Here is a 21662-nt window from a genome sequence, read left to right as displayed (position 1 = left end):
CTTTATCGATGCTGGCGATTAACTGCAATAAGTGGCTTATTTAGCTTATCTTCTGTCATTCCATGCATATATGCATTATACTGCCATACAATGAATTTTTGCTTGTATTGCTCATTGATTTCTTCCAATCGTTGTACTTGAGCCTTTAAATTATTTACTTGTTTTTGCAAATAATCTATCGTTACATTTGGTTGAGGATTAGCTTTAGAGTTTTCTTTTATTCTTTGTTTCCGTGTACTAAAAGCCTTTTGTATATCACTATAATTAGCTAGTGATTGTCTTTCAATGCTTTTAATATTCAATAGTTGTGAAACTTCAGAACAAAGTAAATCCCATGTTAATTTACCCTCCCAAGTATTAATCAACATGATTATATCTTCTAAATTTTCCTCTGTGATAAGAATTTTAGGCATACTATAACTCCATTAGTCTATATAAATCATCGTCTAATCTAGCTGTTTCAGGCTTTTGAAGATCTATATCCATTCCCTTTTCCTGTAAAGCTAATTTAACTGGAGAAGGGTCGTACTCATCAGGCATTCTTAATAATGATCCATTTGGGATTTCACTATTTTCTAAGAACTTAATTTTAGTTTTTATATGTGTTAATCTCCATCCTAGGTTACTTATCCAACGATCTGCACCAAAAACACCTATTTTATGGTGTTCTTTGGCTTTATTAAATTGCTCGGTTAATTGAGTCTCACGTTGCTTTAATATTTCTAAAGAAGACTCTAATCCTTTAATACAAATAAGCTCTTTACATGTTTCACAATCACCATGACGAGAACATGGAGACATCGCATAATCATGTTCACAAATACCTATTTCTGTTATCGTTGCAACTCCAATTCTGTCTTTACCTAAGTCTTCATAGGTAATAGGAAGATTTAAATGAATTTTGTCTAATATTGAAATATCCTCAGGAATGAGTAAATCTCGAACTGCCTCACTTTTTTCTTCTTCTGTCCTGTGATCATAAGCTTTATTATCTGCCACTCTAGCTCTGCCTGCCCAATTAGCTAAAGTTAATTCATCCATTCCACCTCGCTCAGCTTTTGTACTCAACCAATGCCTTGCATTATGCGATGGTAATCTAATAAATTCTCCTTTAGATGTACCTATGCAATGCTTTTCCCATAATGACGTTTTAGGACGTGTTTCCGAATAGCAAAATCTATCATTAATATGATTCACTGTTGGTAATACAAAAGAAAATTTTTTAGGGGGAAAATCATCATGAAATTCATTTTCTCTGAACAATAACAAAGCTTCAGAAGCCTTAACATTTTTATTTTTATCGATATATGGCCAGTAATTAAATTTTGAGGTATATTTTTCGTATAAGTATTTCCCTAAAACATCATAAGTGATAACAAAATCATTTTCCTTCATTAATTTTTTAAACCACTTAGTTCTAATCCCATACTTTCCATTAAATCCTAAAGCCTTACCTATTTCTATTTCAGTTAAAGGCTTTTGAGATAAATAAGGGGATAATTGTACGTCTTGATCGGATATCATCAACGTATTAGGATTTTCTTCCGCAAACTTTGCTGCATTTCTTGCTAAAGCTCCTATATTTGTTAAACGTTTGACAGCTTCAATAATCACATCTTGCATGCTACTAGGAACCCATTTCAAACCCTCTTTTCCATTTTTTGCAGGTATCCATCGAATACCTAATTGCTTGTTTCCTAAGCTATCTTCTTCCCATTCTAAGCAATTAACAGATAAAGACATCAACTCAGAGCAACGAGATGGAGCAACCATAAGTAGGGCCATAACTGCTGTATAATATTCAGTTTCTTTATCTAAATTTGGTGCATCATGAAAGAGTTTAGCAACCAACATCATTTCTTCATCTGTTGGCATTTTACTTGAACGGTATTCTTTTCCTCTTTCGTCAAGTAATATCGTTAAATCTCTAGGGCGTTTATAAGGATTTTTCCATAAAGGTAGTTGAGGTGTAATTTTATTTTCTCTGCAAAAATCAAATAATTTTTGAATTTGATAACCTAATTTATTGACTGATTTCGTACCTTTTTTATATTTTTTTGATACGATATTTTCTACTTCATGAATAACTAAATAATCAAGCTGAAGTATGTCAGCCTTTCCTTTAATCTTATAAAGAGCTATTTCAACTATACGTAAAGATTCAATATGTCGGGCTAAATTACGAATAGGATTTAGAGAATAAGTATAACGAATATAGGCTTTGGCAAATTCAATGAATGGTTCAGATAACGGTTCATATTGATACGATGTAGATTTAACTCTATCGGTGGAAAAACGAACTTGAATGTTGTGAAGATTAAAAGTATCTCTCCATTGATTATTTTCCCAACAATCACTTCCGAAGGCTGTAAGTTGATTTTTACAGAAAGTGATAAAATTTTCTAAACTAGATTCTGGACTCTCATATACTTGGAAAAAAATTGGGTTATTCATGATTAATGAGCTTCCATAGTTTTTTTCATTTCATTACACGCTTGAACAACATATTCAACAGCCAATATAATACGATCTTTAGAGGATGCATAATCTATACTTTTAGTTCGTTTTAAACGCTCTTCTTTTTCTTTATATAGCTTATTTAATATTTGTTGATGTGGCCCATCAACCAAAGGTCTAAATTTAGGGCATAAATAACAAGTTTCATAGCCAGTTATACAAAAATCATTTGTTCCACATGCACCTATAGTATCTACTCCGTCATTAGTTATTAAAGATGTTGGATCATATCCTCTCTCACTTTCATTTAAATTAGAAATAATTCTACCAGTAAACGCTTGAGCCAGTTTTCCCATTTCAGCTCCCATAACACGATCAATGTATTGCACTGTATCGGCTGTATTTTCTGTGTAAACTTTTACATTTTGCGTATCTGTGTGATCTAAAAGCTCCGCAATGATTGTCGCTCCAACTCCTTTTCTCCCTAGATTTGTTCCTCTTGTATGGCGAAAACGTCTTGCTGTTATATGAATAATTTCACCTGTTCGTTCTGAAATTGCTTTTTGGTGAATACAGAATTTTCGTAATGTATTTTGCTCTAATGAAGAAGCTGAATAATGAAAAATATCTTTATCTAATAATGAAAGATCAAAATTCCTATTTTTTATATTCCTCTTCAAACAATTCCAATCGATAAACATTGGTAATTTCATTTTAAACCCAGAAATAGAATCTTCATCAACCATACTAAGCAATTTATTATATTGATATTCTATAAAATTTAGGAGAATTAAATATAAATCCTCTGTGATAGCAAGCTTTTTAAAAGTTTCTCTAAATAATCCGCCTCTCTTTTTTGCACTAGGGATATTTAGAAAATAATTCCATGTTCCTTGAGAAATTTCCTTTCTTAGATCTTCAAATTTTAAATGGCGTATTTGAATAGGTCTTCTAGCGGTAGCTTGAAGTAAGTGAATATATGCGTATGTTTCAAATGAAATAAAATCTTCTCTCCAAAGTCTAGCTAGTTCAGCCATTAAAGCCAAAATTTCATTTTCGGTAAATGCTCTTGTATAAGGGCATCTCATTAATACTGATTTACCTTTATCATTTCCACTCAAAGTAAAGCTTTCTAGCAGCGATACAACAGATTTATCAATTCCATAATAGCCATACTCATACCATGATAGTAAAAAACCTTTTAACGCTCCTAAATACCATTCATATTCTTTTCCTAATTTATCTTTCCAATTCAATATTGTTGATACATCGATGTTCTTTAGATTAGTTGAAATTACTAATCGTTGAAACTGTTGATACATGTGAGATACATGATAACTTGAATATTTTTCAGCATATACAGCTAATGTTTTTCTGAATCCTTCTAATGTTTTTTTATTTATGTTTAATATTTGTTGAGAAAAATTAATTGTTTTATCTTTACTTATATGCCACGAATTTTCATTTTCATCAAATGCATATCCATCTCTTGACTGTCTAAAACGTTTATTCTGATTCATAATCATCAACCTTTTTCTGAAACTCGGCTTGAAGCTCTAATAATATTTTATTAGCTTTTTCTTTAATATAACGTTGATTGTAGATATTCCCTGATTTTTCTGATGTATGGCCCATGAGATGCTGTCTCATTTTTGCTTCTTTTTCAGGAGAAATAAAGTCTTTATGTGAAGAATCATTATTCACACGTTGGTTATTCTTATCTATTTTTTGTGAAAAATCTAAATTCCATTCATGACGGAAAATATGTGGATGAATTATAGAGAACTTAGGATCTACTTTTTTCATTGTTGGTACAATAACATTATCAAATGAACTTGTACTAATTGGACTTCCTTGAGTTTTTCCTTTTCGATGAGTTACAAATAAATATGGGTGTTTATTTGCATTAGGAATTTTAGAACGATAATTCATAATATAGTCATCAATAAGTTTAGCTATACTTTGTGAAATAGGGAGTCGTCTTTCTTTTGTTTTACTCACAGCCTGTATTTTTCTTGAGTCAAACTTATCGTCATGAGTTCGTCTAATTAAAATAGATGGTCTAGCTGTTCCTATCTCAATAAATGGAATCTGGATTGATAAAAGTTCTCCACGTCTTATACCTAGTTTTTTTAATAAGATAAACATTAAGTGATTTCTTTTTTTGATACCTATATCTTGAAATGGATTATTAGGATGAGAAGAATTAGCAATGGACATAAATTCATCTAATAATCCATCAGGTAACTCACTTTCTGGCTGTATAGATAATGTTTTATGATTTTGTGGCCTTGATACTTTAATTAAAGTAAGTAACCTATTCAATTTTTCTAGATATTCATCAGATACACAAATTATTTTAGAAAGAAACAATATATATTCTGAAAGGGTAGTAAGCCTATTATATTGGTGACTTAAAGAAACAGATGAGTAGATATCAATAAACTGAGCTTTATCTTTTATCAATACCTTTTTCGCAATATTCTTACTTTTCTGTTTTATTACATTTAACCTCATATGTTGAATAAGAGATTCTAATTGATTTTCAGATAAGATTATTTCTTGATGAATTAAATCACTAATAGCAAGTTGATTCTTTTTTTCCCAATTTATTAACCATTGTATAGTTACTAGTTTATTTCTAATTGTGTTTACTGCCGATTGATTTCGTAACTCTACTGTAACCCATAAGGTTGAATAAAAATCAGGAATACCAGTGTCCTTATTAATCAACAAAGGAAAGCGCTCTCCATTTGTAAAAAGAGTTGTTTCTAATCTATACATAATCTTTTAATTTACATAAAATTATATATAAATACTAACAAAAACAACAAAAAATGTCAAAATAAATGTAAAAAAAGAGAGCCCTTATTATTAAAGAACTCTCTGCACTTATATATATTTTATTTTACAGTTATTCTGTATATGGAATTCAGAATGGAATATCATCATCAAAATCAGCCATTGGCGGTTCTGTTGCAGCCGGTTTTGGTTGTGGAGCCGGTTTAGCGGTAGCAGGGTTAGAGCTATAAGATTGCGAATAGTTATCCTGATAGCCGCTTGCTTGGTTATATTGATTTGTCGGTGCTGAACCGCCCCAGTTTTGATTGCCGCCAAAATCGCCGCCTTGATTACGGCTGTCTAGCATTTGTAGCATATCGCCCTGAATTTCCGTTGTATAACGATCTTGCCCGTTTTGATCCTGCCATTTGCGGGTTTTTAATTTCCCTTCTACGTAAACTTTAGAACCTTTACGCAAATACTGCCCCGCCACTTCGGCGTTACGACGGAAAAACACGATTCTGTGCCATTCCGTTACCTCACGGCGTTCGCCCGTATTTTTATCGTTCCACACTTCGCTGGTTGCCACACTAATATTGGCGACCGCATCACCGTTAGGCATTGTACGCATTTCCGGATCTGCCCCCAAATTCCCAACAATAATCACTTTATTCACGCCAGCCATAAAAATCCTCTTAACTTTACTGATTAGAAAATTGTGCTATTTTGCCCTATTTTCACAAAAAAATCACCTGATAAAACTGAAATTTTGTACAGTTATTCAAATTATGCGATAATGATCGAGAAAATCACATTTTAGACTTTACTTTTCCAAGAAGAGCTTTATGCAGTACATCGATATTCGAGGGGCAAGAACCCACAATTTAAAAAATATCAACCTTACCCTGCCGAGAGATAAATTTATTGTGATCACCGGCTTATCCGGCTCAGGCAAATCGTCCTTAGCATTTGATACCTTATACGCCGAAGGGCAGCGCCGCTATGTAGAATCGCTCTCGGCGTATGCCCGGCAATTTCTCTCCCTGATGGAAAAACCGGACGTGGATCACATCGAGGGATTATCGCCGGCAATTTCCATCGAACAAAAATCCACCTCTCATAACCCACGTTCCACAGTAGGCACAGTAACTGAAATTCACGATTATCTACGTCTTTTGTTCGCCCGTGTCGGCGAGCCACGTTGCCCTGATCACGATACGCCCCTTGCCGCCCAAACTATTTCACAAATGGTCGATCGCGTATTGGAAGAGCCGGAAGGCAAACGCTTAATGCTGCTCGCCCCTGTGGTGAAAGATCGTAAAGGGGAACACAGTAAACTCTTGGAGAACCTCACCGCTAACGGCTATATTCGGGCGAGAATCGACGGCGAAATCTGCGATTTGTCCGATCCGCCTAAATTGGAATTGCAAAAAAAACACACTATCGAAGTGGTTGTCGATCGCTTTAAAGTGCGTGCCGATATTGCCACCCGCTTGGCGGAATCTTTTGAAACGGCATTAGACCTATCCGGCTCTACGGCAATCGTTGCCGATATGGACAATCCAAATGCCGATGAACTGGTCTTTTCTGCCAGCTTTGCCTGCTCGCAGTGCGGTTATTCTCTAACGGAACTAGAGCCTCGTCTGTTCTCGTTCAACAATCCTGCCGGCGCTTGCCCGACTTGTGATGGCTTAGGCGTACAGCAATATTTCGATGAGCGAAAAGTCATTCAAAATCCTGAAGTGTCCCTTGCAAGCGGGGCGATCAAAGGTTGGGATCGCCGCAGTTTTTACTACTTCGGTTTACTTAAATCGGTCGCCAACCACTACGATTTCGATATTAAAACGCCGTTTAATCAGCTACCGAAAAAAATCCAACACATCATCTTAAACGGCTCGAAAGACGAGATTGAATTTCATTATGTCAATGATCGGGGCGATACGGTTAAACGCACTCACACTTTTGAGGGGGTGTTAAACAATATGGCACGCCGCTATAAAGAAACCGAGTCAAACTCGGTCAGAGAAGAGTTGGCAAAATATATCAATAATCGAGCCTGTACCGACTGCCAAGGCTCTCGCTTACGCCGTGAAGCCCGTTTTGTCTTTTTAGATCAAACCAATCTGCCGATGATTTCGGAAAAAAGTATCGGCGAAGCGTTGAGCTTTTTTGAGTGCTTACAGCTTGAGGGGCAACGTGCGCAAATTGCCGAAAAAATCCTGAAAGAGATCCGTGAACGCCTGCAATTTTTGGTGAATGTCGGGTTGAATTATCTCTCCTTGTCCCGTTCTGCCGAAACCTTGTCTGGCGGCGAAGCACAGCGGATTCGCCTTGCCAGCCAAATCGGGGCAGGGCTGGTCGGGGTGATGTATGTGCTGGACGAACCGTCTATCGGACTACATCAGCGGGATAACGAGCGCCTGCTCAATACCTTAATTCATCTGCGGAACTTGGGGAATACCGTGATCGTGGTCGAACACGATGAAGATGCGATTATGGCAGCCGATCACATTGTCGATATCGGTCCCGGTGCCGGTGTTCACGGCGGACAAGTTATTGCACAAGGAACGGCACAGGAAATTATGCAGAATCCGGCTTCGACTACCGGTAAATTCTTATCGGGCAAAGAGAAAATCGCCATTCCGACGCAACGTACCTCAATCGATCCGAAACGCCTGCTGAGTTTAAGAGGCGCAAGGGGAAACAACCTTAAAAATGTGAATTTGGATATTCCGGTCGGGTTATTCACCTGTATTACCGGCGTGTCCGGCTCGGGCAAATCAACGCTGATTAACGACACTCTCTTTCCGCTGGCACAGAATGCCCTTAACCGTGCGGAAAATCAGAATGTCGCCCCTTACAAAAGTATTGACGGGCTGGCGCATTTTGACAAAGTGATCGACATCAACCAAAGCCCGATCGGGCGAACGCCACGTTCCAACCCTGCCACTTATACGGGATTATTCACTCCAATTCGTGAATTATTTGCCGGTACACAAGAAGCACGGGCAAGGGGCTATAATGTCGGGCGATTTAGTTTTAACGTGCGAGGCGGGCGTTGCGAAGCGTGCCAAGGGGATGGGGTCATTAAAGTTGAAATGCACTTTCTGCCCGATGTCTATGTACCTTGTGATCACTGTAAAGGCAAACGCTATAACCGCGAAACCTTGGAAATCCGCTATAAAGGCAAAACCATTCACCAAGTATTAGATATGACCGTTGAAGAAGCGCGGGAATTTTTTGATCCGGTGCCGATGATCGCCCGCAAACTGCAAACGTTGATGGATGTCGGTTTATCTTACATTCGCTTGGGGCAGTCCTCGACCACCCTGTCCGGCGGCGAAGCCCAACGGGTCAAATTGGCAACGGAGTTATCCAAACGTGATACCGGCAAAACGCTCTACATTTTGGACGAGCCGACTACCGGTCTGCATTTTGCCGATATTAAGCAACTGTTGAGCGTGTTGCATCGTCTGCGGAATCAAGGCAACACCATTGTGGTGATCGAGCATAATTTAGATGTGATCAAAACGGCAGACTGGATTGTCGATCTCGGCCCTGAAGGCGGCAGCGGTGGCGGACAGATTATCGCCAGCGGCACGCCGGAGCAAGTGGCTCAAGACCAACATTCCCATACTGCCCGTTTCCTCAAAGCTATTTTGGCTAAAGGCTAATCGGCAAGCGGTGAGATTTGCAAAAAAATCCGATATTATGTAGCAATTGCACAAAGATTTAACCGATTAAAAGTCTTACAATCCCTATTGAAATTTTAACTCAATGGGGATTTTATTATGTCAGAAACCTACCTTGTTTCGCAAATGGTAAAGTTAATTGAGCAATGCTATAAGGAAAATGCGATTATTTCTTATAAGCTCAAAGAGCTTGCTGAGCGAGAAAGACTTTTAAATGCACAGATTAACAGCTTTACGACATCTTTAGGCTATATCGATCCTGATCTTGATGTGAGGACGATTAAGAAAGATTATGATGCGACGAAATTACTTCGTCAAAAGCCGTTTAATAAGAATTTATCCTATCTGATTTCTCAAGTATTCAAACAAAATAATTATTGGCGAAATTTATATTCGATTACGCTTGACGCAATAAAAATAGACAGAGAGCTGTTATCGACTTCCCGTGTTGAAGCCACAATGCAGCATCAATGCGCTATCGGGAACACACTGCGTAAGCTATATAAACAAGGGATTATTGAACGACAAGAAAAGTATTTACACTACAAGATTAAGAAAAGAGGAATATTTGATACGTCCGAATGGCGGTTAAAACAGATAGAGAACGAAGGATAGTAAAAATAGCGGTGGAATACCGCTATTTTAGTTTCCATTGCCAAAGCACCTCTCTACGGCTGATTTGTGTTCGGGTGAGCCAATTCCTTTGGTAAAACTCATTGAGTTGTTTACGGACGGAATCTAGATGTTTTTCGGTGGGCGTATCTTGATTTTGTTCAATCTCAAAAATCCGTTGGGTGAGGTCGGCGATGGTAAAGCCTTTGCTTGGCTCATTGCGTAGGATTTGAACAAGGTATTTGCGGATTTTGCCTTTGAATAACTTAAATTTACGGCGATAAACAAAGTTTTGCGTGTTGTAAAGCGTAATATCGTTTTCTTGCTGCATTAAATCAATGGCGCGTTTGAGTGTCGCAATGTTGGCATCAAGCAAGGCTAAGTGGTGTAAAACCTGCTTACGCTCAAACTCAAATTCTTTAATCTTCTTTTCTAAATTGTATGCCATCAGCTTTTTCCTACTGCCAAATCACTTCTTGATGAATGATTTTGCGTTGCCAATAACCGCACCATTCGTTGTTTTCATTGGTGGTTTTTAAGCATCGACTGAGTACATCAATAAACTGGGTTTTATTGGATTGACGGCGGTTATCCTCGCGGTAGGCGATTTCGTTGGCATAGTTGAGCAAATATTCGTTACTGATGCGGTGAACCTGTCCGTAGTACATTCGCTTGAATCGACTGAATAGACTTTCCGCCTGATTATTGGTGACACCCACATCGCTCCGATATTCCTCTTTATGATTGACCGTGCGTAAATCATAGTAAGGTAGCAAGACATCATAGGCATTGCTTTCATCGGTATTGATTCGCGTGTTAGGCTTAATGAATTTGTCCGCAAAACTTTTTACTACGGATTGTGATTCTGTATGAGCGACAAAGACGTGCGAGCGTTTTGCCCCACAATGCAGCGCATTACTGGCTTTTTCTTCTGGCGAATAATGTTCACGTGCAACCATGACACAACGTTTATCAGGATTCTGATTTTCTTTTAGACGGTAGTCGATACGGTCAGATTTTTTGTTTGCTTTGCGTGGTGCTGGATGAACGTAAGTCCCGTCCATATCAATTTCACCGGAAAGCGGCTGCATATCACGGCTTTCCAGCAAGGCTTTACGGAATTTATGGGATAACACAAAAGCGGTTCGAGGGTTTAATTTGGCGTTACGCGCCAACTGGAGCGAAGATAAACCTTTCACGGCATTCACCCACTCCATCAAGGCAAAAAGATAGACTTTAATCGGTTTCTTACGATTGGCAAAAATGGTGCCGGAAGTCACGCTGAAAGTATGATTACAGTGACGGCAACGCCATTGGTTACGGGTGGAGATTCGATATGCGATGTGTTGAACACCGCACTTCGGGCAAACCACATTCTCTTTACTTCCCCATCTTAATTCACAAAGCAAATCAAACGCTTGTTCGTCCGAGAGTTGAGCTATCTCATAGGACGAAAGCATGCGAGCTTTGCTTGAGAGGAGGAAATGTTGGGACATAATCAGTTTACAGTTTGTGCGAAAAATAGTTATAATAATGCTCAAATAGGCATTTTTCATTCTTTAATAATGCCATAAGTTTCCCTAAAAGTCAATAAGGAATGCAAAATTGAGCATTAAAGAACAATTACGCTTTAGATTGCGCTCTGTCATTGAGAGCAGTAACACATCAATCAAAGCCTTTTCCGAACAAACTGGAATACCGTTAAGAACACTACATAATTATTTAAGTGGTGAGCGTGAACCGAGTGTAGAAAATATAATAAAAGTTGCGAGTGAATTTAATATTAACTTGAATTGGCTTTTATTAGGTAAAAATGAAATGTATTTAAATGATTCACTAGAATTGACACTAAATTCAAGCGAGTTAGAACTATTAAATAAGTATAGATTGACAAATGATTCAGGAAAAATAATTTTACAAAAAACAAGTGAAATTATTTTAAATGAATTAAAATAAATAGTTGACAAATAAAATTAAGGACGCAAAATGAGCCTACAAGCCTACAAATAAATTATCATCTATCAAAGAAAAATCTTGCAAATGTATTTCTGGCGTTTGGGGAGATTTCTAATGGATAGAACATCAATAATTAATCGAATTGGAATTAAGTACCATACTTCAAATATTGAAGGTGGTGAATATAGCTACGTATCAGAAGCTGGGAGTAAACAAGCTCTAATTGATGCTTTAGGCTGGAAACCAAAACACTTTAAACTTGATATTCGCTTTGAGTGTGATGATGTAGTTGTTCTTGTCGAAACAAAGCAGAAATTTGTTAAATCAGATGAAGAGCAGTTAAAAGAATATCTTGCAGAAGAAATAGCTTTACATAAAAATAAGAAAACTATTTGTATTTTGGCTAACACTCAGAATGATAAGATTAAAGTGTGGAAGTATTCTATTGAAGATGATAGTTTTCTTGAAGATGAAAAAACTATTGATTCAATGGAACATTATGTTTCGTTATTTTCAGAAAATAAGCAAAATGACAGAGAATTAGTTCTTAGGAATACTTATGAATTAAATGAGTTATTGCACAAAAAAGATATTGATGAAAAACTTAGAAGTCAATTTGTAGGAACAGCTTTACTTTACATTAAAGATATTGTGAAGAGAAAAAACATTACTTTATCTGATAAAGAATCAGTTAGTTTATTAAAAGCATACTGGGAGGATTTATCAGAAAAATTAATTTGTGCAGGAGTGGAAGAGACTCTTGAAGGATTGTTGAATGGTTCAGAAAATAAAACAAAGAAAATAGAGTTAATTCAAAATAACATTCTTAAAAATCAGAAAGTAAAAAGATTAAAAATATCTGACTGGGTTGAGATTTTACTAAAAATAACTAATGGTATTTATGCTTATATTGATACGCAAAGTGCTGAAGGTCAAGATATTTTAAATCTATTCTTTATTGCTTTTAATAAATATACAGGTAAAGCTGATAAAAATCAGGCATTTACTCCAGATCATATTACAGAATTTATGTGCCGAATTACTGATATGGATAGAACAAAAAGAGTTTTTGATGGCACATGTGGCTCTGGCTCATTCCTTGTTCAGGCATTAGTTAAACAACTTGCTGATTGTAATACTATGAACACAACATCGGAACAAAAAATGTCCTGGTCCGAAACTGTAAAACGAGAGCATATATGGGGAATAGAAATCGAAGAAAATGCCTATGGTCTGGCTACCACTAACATGTTAATACATGGTGATGGTAATAGTAATATTAAAGAAGGTGATTTATTCAATAACAAAAAATTTATAAAATCCGCTAATCCAGATATTATTTTAATGAATCCTCCGTATAACGCCAAACCTATGAACATTCCATTTTCATCTGTTTATCTTATCAATTCAGAATTAGATGAGGATACGATAGAAGGTACATGGCAAAAAAAAGCTCTCAAAGGAAAGGAGGATCCAACAAAAGGCTTTGTATTTGTTCAATTTGTATCTAATTGTATAAATGAAATAAATGTTGAATTATTAGAAAAAGGAAAATCAAAGAAGAATGTAAAACTTGCTGTATTATTACCTGTTGCGGCAGCTATTGGTACAAGTTCAATTCTTACTGAAGCTAAACATAAAATTCTTGAAGATAATACTCTTGAAGCTGTTTTTACTCTCCCAAATGAAATTTTCTATCCTGGAGCATCAGCTTCTGCCTGTTGTATGATATTTACTCTTGGAAAACCACATGTAAACTCTGATGGAACAAAATCTAAAACGTTCTTTGGATTTTATAAAAATGATGGTTTCAAGAAGAAAAAAAACTTGGGGCGTATTGAACAATTTGATGAAAATAATAATAGCTTATGGAAACAAATTGAAGAAAAGTGGATTTCAATGTATCGAAATAAAACTATTGTTGATGGTTTATCAGCAATGGCAGAAGTTGATGGAAATGATGAGTGGTTATGTGAAGCATATATGAAAACAGATTATACAACTCTCACAAAAGACGATTTTCAATTGACATTAAATAATTATCTTTCATACAAAGTTAAAACAGGACAAGTTTATGAATCTTAATGTAGAAAACTGGAAACCGTTTAAAATTGGTAATTTATTTTCATTATTTCAAAATGGAAAAGCTAATCAAGGGTTACTTCAAGATGGCTTAGATTGTTTTTATGTAGGAGCAAAGAAAGATGATAATGGAGTAATGTTTACATGTAAACGAGATGAAGAACTTATACAGAAGGGAAATTGTATAATATTTATTTGCAATGGTGAAGGTTCCGTTGGATTTTCTAACTACATGGATGTGGATTTTATAGGTACAACAGATATTGTTGCAGCTTACAATAGTATTTTAAATGAAAATATAGGTACTTTTTTGGCAACAGTTTTTAGTAAAGAGCGACCAAAATATTCATTTGGAAGAAAATGGAAGAAGTATTTAAAAGAAACGGAAGTTTTATTACCTACAAAGTATAATTCTGATGGTACATTGTTAATGGATAGAAATCTTGAATATTCTAAATATGGTTATATACCAGATTGGGATTTTATGGATAATTATATAAAATCTTTATCATATAAACCTTTAACAACCAAAAACAATAGTAGAGAAATTAAGGATCTTAATATACAACTTTGGAAAGAGTTTAGAGTAGGAAAGTTGTTTAAATGTGAAACAACAAAAATGTTAATTAAAGATGAGCTAGAGGATGGCAGTATTCCATTTATCTCTCGTTCAGCAGAAAATAATGGATGTATAGGATATGTCGATGCGGATCCAGAATATATAAATAAGCAATGTTGCTTAACTATTGGTGCAGAAGGAATATATAGTTTTTATCAGGACGTGGATTTTGTAGCAGGTAACAAAGTATATACATTAAAAAATGAAAACCTTAATGTCTTTAATGCAATCTTCATTAGTACAATTCTAAATAGAGATGCTTACAAATTCTCTTATGGAAGAGCTAGAATTTTAAGCAAACTAAAGCAGGAAATAATAAAGCTTCCAATTATAATGAATAAAGATAATCTGCCATTTATAGATATCAAAAGAAGGTATTCTGATGATGGATTTCTACCTGACTGGAAGTTTATGGAAAATTATGTGAAATCTTTACCTTATGGAGATAGATTATAAAAAAATAGCGAGCTTAAGCTCGCTATTTTTATACTTGAAAACTGAGCAGATAAAAGTATTGGTAAAAAGTGTTTTTACACTACTCAAAAATATTTTATATGCTGAAAACTGCTATATTACATTTTATCCACAATATATTTGGAATGTTTTAATTACAAATAAAAACCTTATAAAACCATAAGCAAAACAACCAGTTAAAGATAAAAATAAAACTCTATATAAATGTCTCTGTTTTCTAAGTAATTTATTTATTCTAACTTTATCTTCTTCCCATTGCCCTTTTAATTTTCCTGGAATTTTGCCTTTACCCTCAAATCGTTCAACATCTTGTCTAATGTGATCGAGAACTAATTTTTGGTTAGATAACCCATAACCACATATTATACAATAGAGCATAAGAGCAAGATAAATCAACCAGTTATCTGCTGATTTCAGAGCTGAAGGCACAGCTGTTAAAAATGGTAGTCCTAGGAACTGAGGAAGCACTTTGCTAATCGTATCGTTGATTTTTGTAACAAATTTTTCAGTATTCTCTTCTAACTTTTTAACAAATTTTTCATAGCTAAAGTTTTCAAGGTATAAGGCATATTGAGCTTGTACCGATTCACTAATACGAGCAATCTGTTGAATTACATCTGAAAAGTTGGCATCAGAAGGCAAAGAATCTGATAGCACAAAAGCTAGTATTGATTTTTTCTCATCAGTATGGCTGCTCGTCTCTTCATCATTAAGCCACTCCTGAAAATCAATAATTAATTTACGTTGTTCATCGTCCAAATCTCTGATGAGTTGAATAAATTCGTTTAGTTTAATAGTTACATCAATGGATAATTCAAAGGTCTTTTTGCTAAAGAATATAAGTTTCTTGTTTACCACATCTGTATAAGAGTCCATTGCGATCAATTGTCGCAAGAAATCTCTGACTACTTGATAAGACTTTAAAATAGGGACATTCTCATCGAATGAAGCAAGATTTTCGGATTTTATAAAGTAAGGAGCGTTGGATAATGCATCGTTATTGAATTGAGTTATATCACCTTTTATAAAATCATCTAGCTTATTGAAGAAACGCCCAAATTGGGGTTTAGGCGTTCCAAAAATGAGATTAACTTTTGCCCCAAGCTCAAGCGTATTTTCAGATTCCAACACTGTATTTTCATAATTGTCATCGGATAATAGCTGATTGAGTATATCTAATTGCTGTTCCGTTTGAATACAAAAAAGACGCTTCTCCGAACCAATTAACGGTTCAGATTCACGATAAATTTGTATAAGATCGGAAAAAGTAACGCTCATTATTCAAATGCTTCTAATAATTCTAAAGTTGGATTGTTAACGATAATTTTACCATTATCTGTAGAAATTTGCCCTTCTGAAATTGCTGTTCGATCAAAAGATAAACGCCAATTCTTTGTTTTCCCAACAAAAGTAATCAATCGTTTAAGTGCGGTCTTATCTGGAGTAAAACCATCTTGTACACCTGTCTCCACGTTACTTAGTTTTTCTTGTAATAACTGAGGATCGCTCGGATAAACTCGATTAGTAAACTCCTCAGTATTAAATGATCCGCCATTATTGCTAATATCTGTTAAATAAGATTTCACGTCATTAAAGAATGCTGTTTTTTGCTCTAACTCATAACCTTGTTCACGAGTAAATTCTTCAAGCAAGACTACCAATTTTTTAGTTTCTTCTCTTGCAACAAGAGCATCGTTACAAGATAAAAATTCTTTAAAGTAAACAGATACATCACCTTGTCCTTTAAGAAAGCTAATATAACGAGTTTCATTTGCTTGCCAAGCAGTTAAATCAATACGTCCAGCGTATTTGAGATGCTCAATATCCAGCATTTCGTTTTCTAACATTTCCCAGTTTTGAGCAGAGAAACCAACACGGTCAGCTAAAATGGCAATTAATAGGTAATTGCTGTCTTGGTTTTCATAATGTGCGATAAATACTTTTCCACCTGTTGCAAAAGGTTGGCTTTGAATCTTTACTAGAAGAGTATTCATCATTCTTACTGTTAAGCGTTGAAAGTCATCATCTCCCAAATAATCTATTAAGAATCTAGGCATTGGGAAATTGTCTTCATCACTATCAAATGAACCAAACCCTTTACCTGCCCGAACTCTATATGCTTTTGTTAATGTTTCTAAGAAATTATGATGAGCTTCACTTGGGGTAAGTGGACTCGGGTTAAGCTCTAACTCAGCTTCACCGCTTTGTTCTTTATGTAAGATATGGTAGGTAATATGTCTTATTATCATAATAATTGCTTATCTTGCTATGAAAAAATTGAAGTTTCATAACATTATAAGCTAAATTGAAAACATATTAACTAAATAGTTAATTTAAAATACAAGAATGTTTATTCAATGAAAGAAAAATAAAAGATAAAAAGTGGGTAGTAAAATAAGATATACCGCAAAAGAGGTTGTTTTACTTGACGAATCCATCATTTAGGATTACATTCAAATCTCGTTCTTTGGGGAAAAATTCCCACCAAGAATGAGTACAATTTGCCAACGAATCAATTATTTTGTCTTTAGCTTTCCTTCAAATGGGGAAGATAGATAAACCGCAAAAATTGGGCATCTTGCACATTATGGGCGAATGCTGCAATGAGTTTATCTAGGCGTTTAGCTCACAAATTTTCTTGTGACAGTACGGTATTCGAGGCATAAACGCTTTGACTTGAATTTTCAAGTTGGAACATCTCTAGTAGGAGTTTAGAGCGTCTCGAATACCTTACCCTATCTGCTATCTCCTTTTTAATGCCTTAGAAATAATAGAATTAACAGTTGAACTCTGTATTTCAGATTTATTCATATTTGTAGATTTTTCAGCATAACGGTTCAGTATTTCTTCTGCATTCATTTGTTGGTAAATAGCATTTTCGACTGCAATACGAGATTCTGAATCTAACTCAAAATTAGGATCAAAATTTAAGTCTAAATCCTGCTCATCTTCAGACGGTATTGATGTTCTTCTTGAATGTAATACACGCTTTAATGCTTGAGCGGGTGTTTCTTCTTCCATTTTAATAGAAGATCTCGCTGTATGTAATTTTTCTGCAATTTCATTAAGCTCAAGTGAAATAGTATCTACATCCATAATTTTATTTAAAAGTGGATCGGCTTTTATATCTTCGCTATACGCACTGACTAATTTATCAGGATCTTGCGAAAAAGTCCTTAAACGCTCTAATATCGGAAGTGATAACATATCGCCATAGTTCTTTGCGATGAAATGTAAATCAAATAAATCACGCCCTTTTGTTCGAGTATTTTCACCATCAAAGGCGGCATTTAATTTATTGTCAGTAATACGCTCAATGGAAGCAACACGAATACCATTTTGGACTGAAATTTGTTCCGTTGGCGGTGGGTTACGATAAGAAATCTCGATTTTTAGCGAATCTTTATGTCCTGTATCCCGAACGTGGTAATTCACCATATAACGACTGACGGTATCGGTATCCTTTTTTACATTCACCTCATCAATTACAATGCCGTGCGGTGCAGAGCTTTTGATTTTATTAACAAGATTAAGTTTCTTATCAGAGTCGAAATCTAAATCTTCGGAGAAACGATTTAATCCATAACCTAAGTAAAGTGCCGTGCCGCCCTTTAATACAAGTGGTGTTTCGACAAGATTACTCAACACGGCACGAATTAGGCATTCGTGCTGTTTATCTCGTTCTGTTAAGATTACATTATTGGATTCTTTTTCTTCCATAATTGTAAATTCTCCTTTTCAGCATCCGTTAAGTGGGGTTCTAACGCATCAATTAAAGCATAGACAGACAGTTTATCTTCCTCGCTAGGAAACCAATCATCAAGCATTACCCGTCCAAGTGAACCGGTTTTCAGCACGGCATAATAGAGATAATCCACGCAGGCACGCGGGTGGTCGGCTATCCAAACCGGTGTATTCTGAGGATAATATCCCATCTCATTCAATCGTTGCGTACCGTCAATAATACCTTGCTGCCCTAATAAATGATGGGTATTTTTAGACTGATTTTCGCCATAGAGATAGAACTCAAGGGGATACGCATTTTCACTTAACGCAGCCGCACTATGCCAGTCCCCCGTATTTTCAGGACTGATAATGTTTAAGGCAACAATACTACTGACATAGTGATTAGGATTAGTGGGTGGAATATAAAGCATTTTTATCATCTCATTTTTCTTCCATTGACGTAATTATAGCGGATTAATCATCTAAAAACACCGATTAAAAAACCAGCAATCAGTTTCTAAAGGATCTAAAAGATCCTTTTATGGAATTTTTTTAACTCTTTGATATTCTTTAATTTTCAAAATTAATTCAAAAAAACACTTGACAGATTTTTCAAAAGGTAGGCTTAAAGCGCTTGAAAATTTTCCTTGACAAGCACCCTATATAACAATACATTTTTCCGCACAGAAAAATAATAGTCCCTTTATTACGACTTTTGATTTTTTAAAGCCTAAAAAGGCTTGGAATTTAAGCGTTGTAATAAAGGGATTATTGTTTTTATGGCACAGCATTTTCTGTTATCAGCCAAAGCACGCCGCTTGCCGATTGCGCAAGTGGCACTGCTTTCTGATGCCGAAATCTTTGCCTTACTCAAAAATGCCCGTTGGCACAGTGAAGCAGAGCAAGTCTGCCCGCGTTGTGACACTTGCCATCAAGCCTATTTCATCCACACACGCCAACAATTTCAATGCAAACACTGCCAATATCGCTTTTCGATTACCACAGGCACAATATTTCAATTTCACAAACTCACCCTGCGGCAAATCCTTATTGCACTTCTTCTCTTTGTCACGGAAAGCAAAGGCTTATCCGCCATTTCCCTTTCTCACAAGCTCAATGTGCAATATAAAACGGCGTGGGTACTGTTACATAAATTCCGTGAAAGCCTAGAAAAGACGAAAGATTTAACGCCATTACATGGTGAAATCCATATTGACGGTGCTTATGTAAATTACTACATCCGCCCGAAAAACTTCCGCCACAAACGCATTGATAGACGTAAGAAATGTCATCAATGCAAGGATAAGGCTTGTGTATTGGTATTCCGGCAACAGGCAAAAAATCAAAAAATAATCAAAGGTGCAGAGCGAAGCATTGTTGCCCTCGTCAAAGAAGAAAACACCCAAGACATACTGGATTTAACCCAACGCCTTGTGAAACCCAACAGCACGATTCACGCTGACGAAAACCCTGCCTACGATAGCCTGATATTCCATTATGATTTATGGCGGGTAAATCATTCCCAAGAATATCGTTCCATCGAGGGCATCACCAATAACCTTGCCGAATCCTTTTTTGCACGACTGCGGCGTGCCATTACAGGGATTTACCACAAAATGAAAAACAAGTACCTAATGTTCTACGCTAACGAGACAGCGTGGCGGGAAGATAATCGTCGAAAAAGCGTCAAAGAGAAATTTGAACATTTGCTACGCTGCACGTTCAACACTTTACCCTCACGCCATTTTACCGGCTATTGGCAAGGCAATAAAATGCCTGAAGCCCGATTTGGCATCCATTCATTACAAACGACCTAATAAGGAGCGAAAATGAAGCTACATTATGATATGCGGATCTATTTTGAATCTAGTGAAGATTTTGACATTTGGAGATGGGGCGAGCATTCCATTTTGGATGATATAAAACGTCATACGGTAAGGTGGAGTGAACGGCATAGTATCAACAAATTTTTCGATTTATTGGAAACCAAAGTCCCTGCAAAAATAGAGCAGGTCGAACCTCGCTACTCAAAAGCCTACGCCCAATACCAAGCACAGAAAAGGCTAAATGAAATCGAAGGTTTAATGCAGTGGGAAAACGAGGTGATTGCTGACAGAATATTAGTTTACTGCTTAGATAGCGTTGAGATTTATTACCAAAAATGGAATAATCGCCACTAATAAAATGACAGAATTAGCCACAAAAATAAAGGCGACGGAAAGGTCGCCTTGTTTTAAAACGGCTTTGTGCAACTGCTACATAATATCGAAAAAATCTGCAAAACTCACCGCTTGTTGCTAATAAGTATAGGTACGGTAAGTAAACGCTGCGATTAAAATCACCAGCATAATGATGATTTGAATTAAGCGTTTTTTGGTTAATTTCTCTGCGGGCATTTTCACCTCAAATCCAAATAATATCCTTTCAATATGACACTGAAAAATGGTAAAATTTGCCTTAAATCAAATTTAAGGCGAATACAGTATGAAAATTGTATCTGATTTTAAAGCAAATGGAAGGACGGCTTGCACAATTCACTGCCAAAATTGCAGTATTAGCCAGTTGTGTTTGCCTTTTACCCTCAATGAGCACGAATTAACCCAATTAGACAACATTATTGAACGGAAAAAGCCGGTTCAAAAGTCGCAAATCATTTTCCAGTCCGGCGATGAACTACGCTCTATTTATGCGATTCGTTCAGGTACAATTAAAAGCTATACGATCAGCGAAAGCGGCGAAGAGCAAATCACCGCCTTCCATCTGCCGGGGGATTTGGTCGGCTTCGATGCCATTATGGATATGCGCCATATCGGCTTTGCTCAAGCCCTTGAAACGTCAATGATCTGCGAAATTCCATTTGATATTTTAGACGATTTAGCCGGCAAAATGCCGAAAATCCGCCACCAAATTATGCGTTTAATGAGCAGCGAAATTAAAAGCGATCAGGAAATGATTTTGCTGTTATCCAAAATGAGCGCCGAAGAAAAACTGGCCGCCTTTCTACATAATCTTTCTCAACGCTATGCCGCCCGTGGTTTTTCGGCACGGGAATTTCGTTTAACGATGACCCGTGGCGATATCGGCAATTACCTCGGTTTAACCATTGAAACCATCAGCCGTTTACTCGGGCGTTTCCAAAAAAGCGGAATGATCAGCGTACAGGGTAAATATATTACCATTAACCGAATGGACGAGCTGACCGAAATGGCAACCGGCACCAAAGCGCAAGTGCCGATTTCCGTTAATGCCTAATATCAAAAAAA

19 protein-coding genes are annotated in these 21662 nt (G+C 36.2%); 8 read left to right on the top strand and 11 right to left on the bottom strand.

Annotated features, from left to right (window positions below):
• Positions 1-2: 2 nt before the first annotated feature.
• From E4T80_RS05395 to E4T80_RS05375, 5 genes are all read right to left on the bottom strand, one after another.
• Positions 3-413, bottom strand: a complete 411-nt coding sequence (locus E4T80_RS05395) for a hypothetical protein (RefSeq protein ID WP_005631033.1) — start codon at positions 411-413, stop codon at positions 3-5.
• Between the two features lies 1 nt (position 414).
• The gene (locus tag E4T80_RS05390) at positions 415-2454 is read right to left on the bottom strand and encodes an integrase (RefSeq protein WP_077478540.1); all 2040 of its coding nucleotides are present in this window, start codon (positions 2452-2454) and stop codon (positions 415-417) included.
• Between the two features lie 2 nt (positions 2455-2456).
• Positions 2457-3977 carry a site-specific integrase gene (locus E4T80_RS05385; protein WP_194186314.1) on the bottom strand — a complete coding sequence of 507 codons (1521 nt, stop codon included), beginning with the start codon at positions 3975-3977 and terminating at the stop codon, positions 2457-2459.
• Entirely contained in the window at positions 3964-5241 is a 1278-nt protein-coding gene (locus E4T80_RS05380; RefSeq protein WP_135055791.1) for a site-specific integrase, read from the bottom strand. The genes E4T80_RS05385 and E4T80_RS05380 overlap by 14 nt, the downstream gene beginning before the upstream one ends.
• A 148-nt stretch (positions 5242-5389) precedes the next feature.
• The gene (locus tag E4T80_RS05375) at positions 5390-5923 is read right to left on the bottom strand and encodes a single-stranded DNA-binding protein (RefSeq protein WP_135055788.1); all 534 of its coding nucleotides are present in this window, start codon (positions 5921-5923) and stop codon (positions 5390-5392) included.
• Between the two features lie 160 nt (positions 5924-6083).
• On the opposite strand from E4T80_RS05375, the gene uvrA reads away from it, so the two are divergent.
• On the top strand, positions 6084-8912 hold the full coding sequence (gene uvrA / locus E4T80_RS05370; protein ID WP_135055785.1) for an excinuclease ABC subunit UvrA: 2829 nt from the start codon (positions 6084-6086) through the stop codon (positions 8910-8912).
• 117 nt (positions 8913-9029) lie between these two features.
• Positions 9030-9545, top strand: coding sequence for a hypothetical protein (locus tag E4T80_RS05365; RefSeq protein WP_135055782.1), 516 nt, complete (start codon positions 9030-9032; stop codon positions 9543-9545).
• 22 nt (positions 9546-9567) lie between these two features.
• Here E4T80_RS05365 and E4T80_RS05360 read toward each other — a convergent pair whose 3' ends face one another.
• On the bottom strand, positions 9568-9990 hold the full coding sequence (locus tag E4T80_RS05360) for a hypothetical protein (RefSeq protein ID WP_135055779.1): 423 nt from the start codon (positions 9988-9990) through the stop codon (positions 9568-9570).
• 10 nt (positions 9991-10000) lie between these two features.
• Positions 10001-11038: an IS1595 family transposase gene (locus tag E4T80_RS05355; protein WP_135055776.1), complete on the bottom strand. Its 1038-nt coding sequence runs from the start codon at positions 11036-11038 to the stop codon at positions 10001-10003.
• A gap of 109 nt (positions 11039-11147) precedes the next feature.
• On the opposite strand from E4T80_RS05355, the gene E4T80_RS05350 reads away from it, so the two are divergent.
• The 3 genes from E4T80_RS05350 (at position 11148) to E4T80_RS05340 (ending at position 14655) form a co-directional block, all read left to right on the top strand.
• Positions 11148-11498, top strand: a complete 351-nt coding sequence (locus tag E4T80_RS05350) for a helix-turn-helix domain-containing protein (RefSeq protein WP_135055773.1) — start codon at positions 11148-11150, stop codon at positions 11496-11498.
• 114 nt (positions 11499-11612) lie between these two features.
• Complete coding sequence (locus tag E4T80_RS05345; RefSeq protein WP_135055770.1) at positions 11613-13583, top strand: HsdM family class I SAM-dependent methyltransferase; 1971 nt, start codon at positions 11613-11615, stop codon at positions 13581-13583.
• On the top strand, positions 13573-14655 hold the full coding sequence (locus tag E4T80_RS05340) for a restriction endonuclease subunit S (protein ID WP_135055767.1): 1083 nt from the start codon (positions 13573-13575) through the stop codon (positions 14653-14655). Before E4T80_RS05345 ends, E4T80_RS05340 begins: the two co-directional genes overlap by 11 nt.
• Positions 14656-14778: 123 nt before the next feature.
• On the opposite strand, the gene E4T80_RS05335 is transcribed toward E4T80_RS05340, so the two are convergent.
• The 4 genes from E4T80_RS05335 to E4T80_RS05320 all read right to left on the bottom strand — a co-directional run bounded on the left by E4T80_RS05335 (position 14779) and on the right by E4T80_RS05320 (position 18830).
• The gene (locus E4T80_RS05335) at positions 14779-15951 is read right to left on the bottom strand and encodes a hypothetical protein (protein WP_077478817.1); all 1173 of its coding nucleotides are present in this window, start codon (positions 15949-15951) and stop codon (positions 14779-14781) included.
• Positions 15951-16922 (bottom strand): nucleoid-associated protein, encoded by a 972-nt coding sequence (locus E4T80_RS05330; protein ID WP_077474557.1) that lies wholly within the window; start codon positions 16920-16922, stop codon positions 15951-15953. Before E4T80_RS05330 ends, E4T80_RS05335 begins: the two co-directional genes overlap by 1 nt.
• A gap of 493 nt (positions 16923-17415) precedes the next feature.
• Positions 17416-18393, bottom strand: a complete 978-nt coding sequence (locus tag E4T80_RS05325) for a nucleotidyl transferase AbiEii/AbiGii toxin family protein (protein WP_135055764.1) — start codon at positions 18391-18393, stop codon at positions 17416-17418.
• Entirely contained in the window at positions 18366-18830 is a 465-nt protein-coding gene (locus E4T80_RS05320) for a hypothetical protein (protein WP_135055839.1), read from the bottom strand. The genes E4T80_RS05325 and E4T80_RS05320 overlap by 28 nt, the downstream gene beginning before the upstream one ends.
• Before the next feature lie 348 nt (positions 18831-19178).
• On the opposite strand from E4T80_RS05320, the gene E4T80_RS05315 reads away from it, so the two are divergent.
• The 3 genes from E4T80_RS05315 to E4T80_RS05305 all read left to right on the top strand — a co-directional run bounded on the left by E4T80_RS05315 (position 19179) and on the right by E4T80_RS05305 (position 21651).
• Complete coding sequence (locus tag E4T80_RS05315) at positions 19179-20216, top strand: IS1595 family transposase (protein WP_135055761.1); 1038 nt, start codon at positions 19179-19181, stop codon at positions 20214-20216.
• A gap of 12 nt (positions 20217-20228) precedes the next feature.
• Entirely contained in the window at positions 20229-20579 is a 351-nt protein-coding gene (locus tag E4T80_RS05310; protein WP_135055758.1) for a hypothetical protein, read from the top strand.
• 304 nt (positions 20580-20883) lie between these two features.
• Positions 20884-21651: an FNR family transcription factor gene (locus E4T80_RS05305; protein WP_047977487.1), complete on the top strand. Its 768-nt coding sequence runs from the start codon at positions 20884-20886 to the stop codon at positions 21649-21651.
• Positions 21652-21662: the final 11 nt, after the last annotated feature.

The sequence above is a fragment of the Muribacter muris genome (assembly GCF_004569585.1).
GTDB lineage: Bacteria > Pseudomonadota > Gammaproteobacteria > Enterobacterales > Pasteurellaceae > Muribacter > Muribacter muris.
Note: the sequence above shows the minus strand (reverse complement) of the source record. Positions and strands in the feature narration are given on the sequence as shown.

Bases quoted from the DNA above. Each gene is read 5' to 3' on its own strand.
- E4T80_RS05335 (WP_077478817.1), bottom strand. From the start codon at position 15,951: ATGAGCGTTACTTTTTCCGATCTTATACAAATTTATCGTGAATCTGAA.
- E4T80_RS05375 (WP_135055788.1), bottom strand. From the start codon at position 5,923: ATGGCTGGCGTGAATAAAGTGATTATTGTTGGGAATTTGGGGGCAGAT.
- E4T80_RS05325 (WP_135055764.1), bottom strand. From the start codon at position 18,393: ATGGAAGAAAAAGAATCCAATAATGTAATCTTAACAGAACGAGATAAA.
- E4T80_RS05365 (WP_135055782.1), top strand. From the start codon at position 9,030: ATGTCAGAAACCTACCTTGTTTCGCAAATGGTAAAGTTAATTGAGCAA.
- E4T80_RS05305 (WP_047977487.1), top strand. From the start codon at position 20,884: ATGAAAATTGTATCTGATTTTAAAGCAAATGGAAGGACGGCTTGCACA.
- E4T80_RS05390 (WP_077478540.1), bottom strand. From the start codon at position 2,454: ATGAATAACCCAATTTTTTTCCAAGTATATGAGAGTCCAGAATCTAGT.
- E4T80_RS05330 (WP_077474557.1), bottom strand. From the start codon at position 16,922: ATGATAATAAGACATATTACCTACCATATCTTACATAAAGAACAAAGC.
- uvrA (WP_135055785.1), top strand. From the start codon at position 6,084: ATGCAGTACATCGATATTCGAGGGGCAAGAACCCACAATTTAAAAAAT.
- E4T80_RS05315 (WP_135055761.1), top strand. From the start codon at position 19,179: ATGGCACAGCATTTTCTGTTATCAGCCAAAGCACGCCGCTTGCCGATT.
- E4T80_RS05310 (WP_135055758.1), top strand. From the start codon at position 20,229: ATGAAGCTACATTATGATATGCGGATCTATTTTGAATCTAGTGAAGAT.
- E4T80_RS05360 (WP_135055779.1), bottom strand. From the start codon at position 9,990: ATGGCATACAATTTAGAAAAGAAGATTAAAGAATTTGAGTTTGAGCGT.
- E4T80_RS05395 (WP_005631033.1), bottom strand. From the start codon at position 413: ATGCCTAAAATTCTTATCACAGAGGAAAATTTAGAAGATATAATCATG.
- E4T80_RS05380 (WP_135055791.1), bottom strand. From the start codon at position 5,241: ATGTATAGATTAGAAACAACTCTTTTTACAAATGGAGAGCGCTTTCCT.
- E4T80_RS05385 (WP_194186314.1), bottom strand. From the start codon at position 3,977: ATGAATCAGAATAAACGTTTTAGACAGTCAAGAGATGGATATGCATTT.
- E4T80_RS05340 (WP_135055767.1), top strand. From the start codon at position 13,573: ATGAATCTTAATGTAGAAAACTGGAAACCGTTTAAAATTGGTAATTTA.
- E4T80_RS05345 (WP_135055770.1), top strand. From the start codon at position 11,613: ATGGATAGAACATCAATAATTAATCGAATTGGAATTAAGTACCATACT.
- E4T80_RS05320 (WP_135055839.1), bottom strand. From the start codon at position 18,830: ATGCTTTATATTCCACCCACTAATCCTAATCACTATGTCAGTAGTATT.
- E4T80_RS05355 (WP_135055776.1), bottom strand. From the start codon at position 11,038: ATGTCCCAACATTTCCTCCTCTCAAGCAAAGCTCGCATGCTTTCGTCC.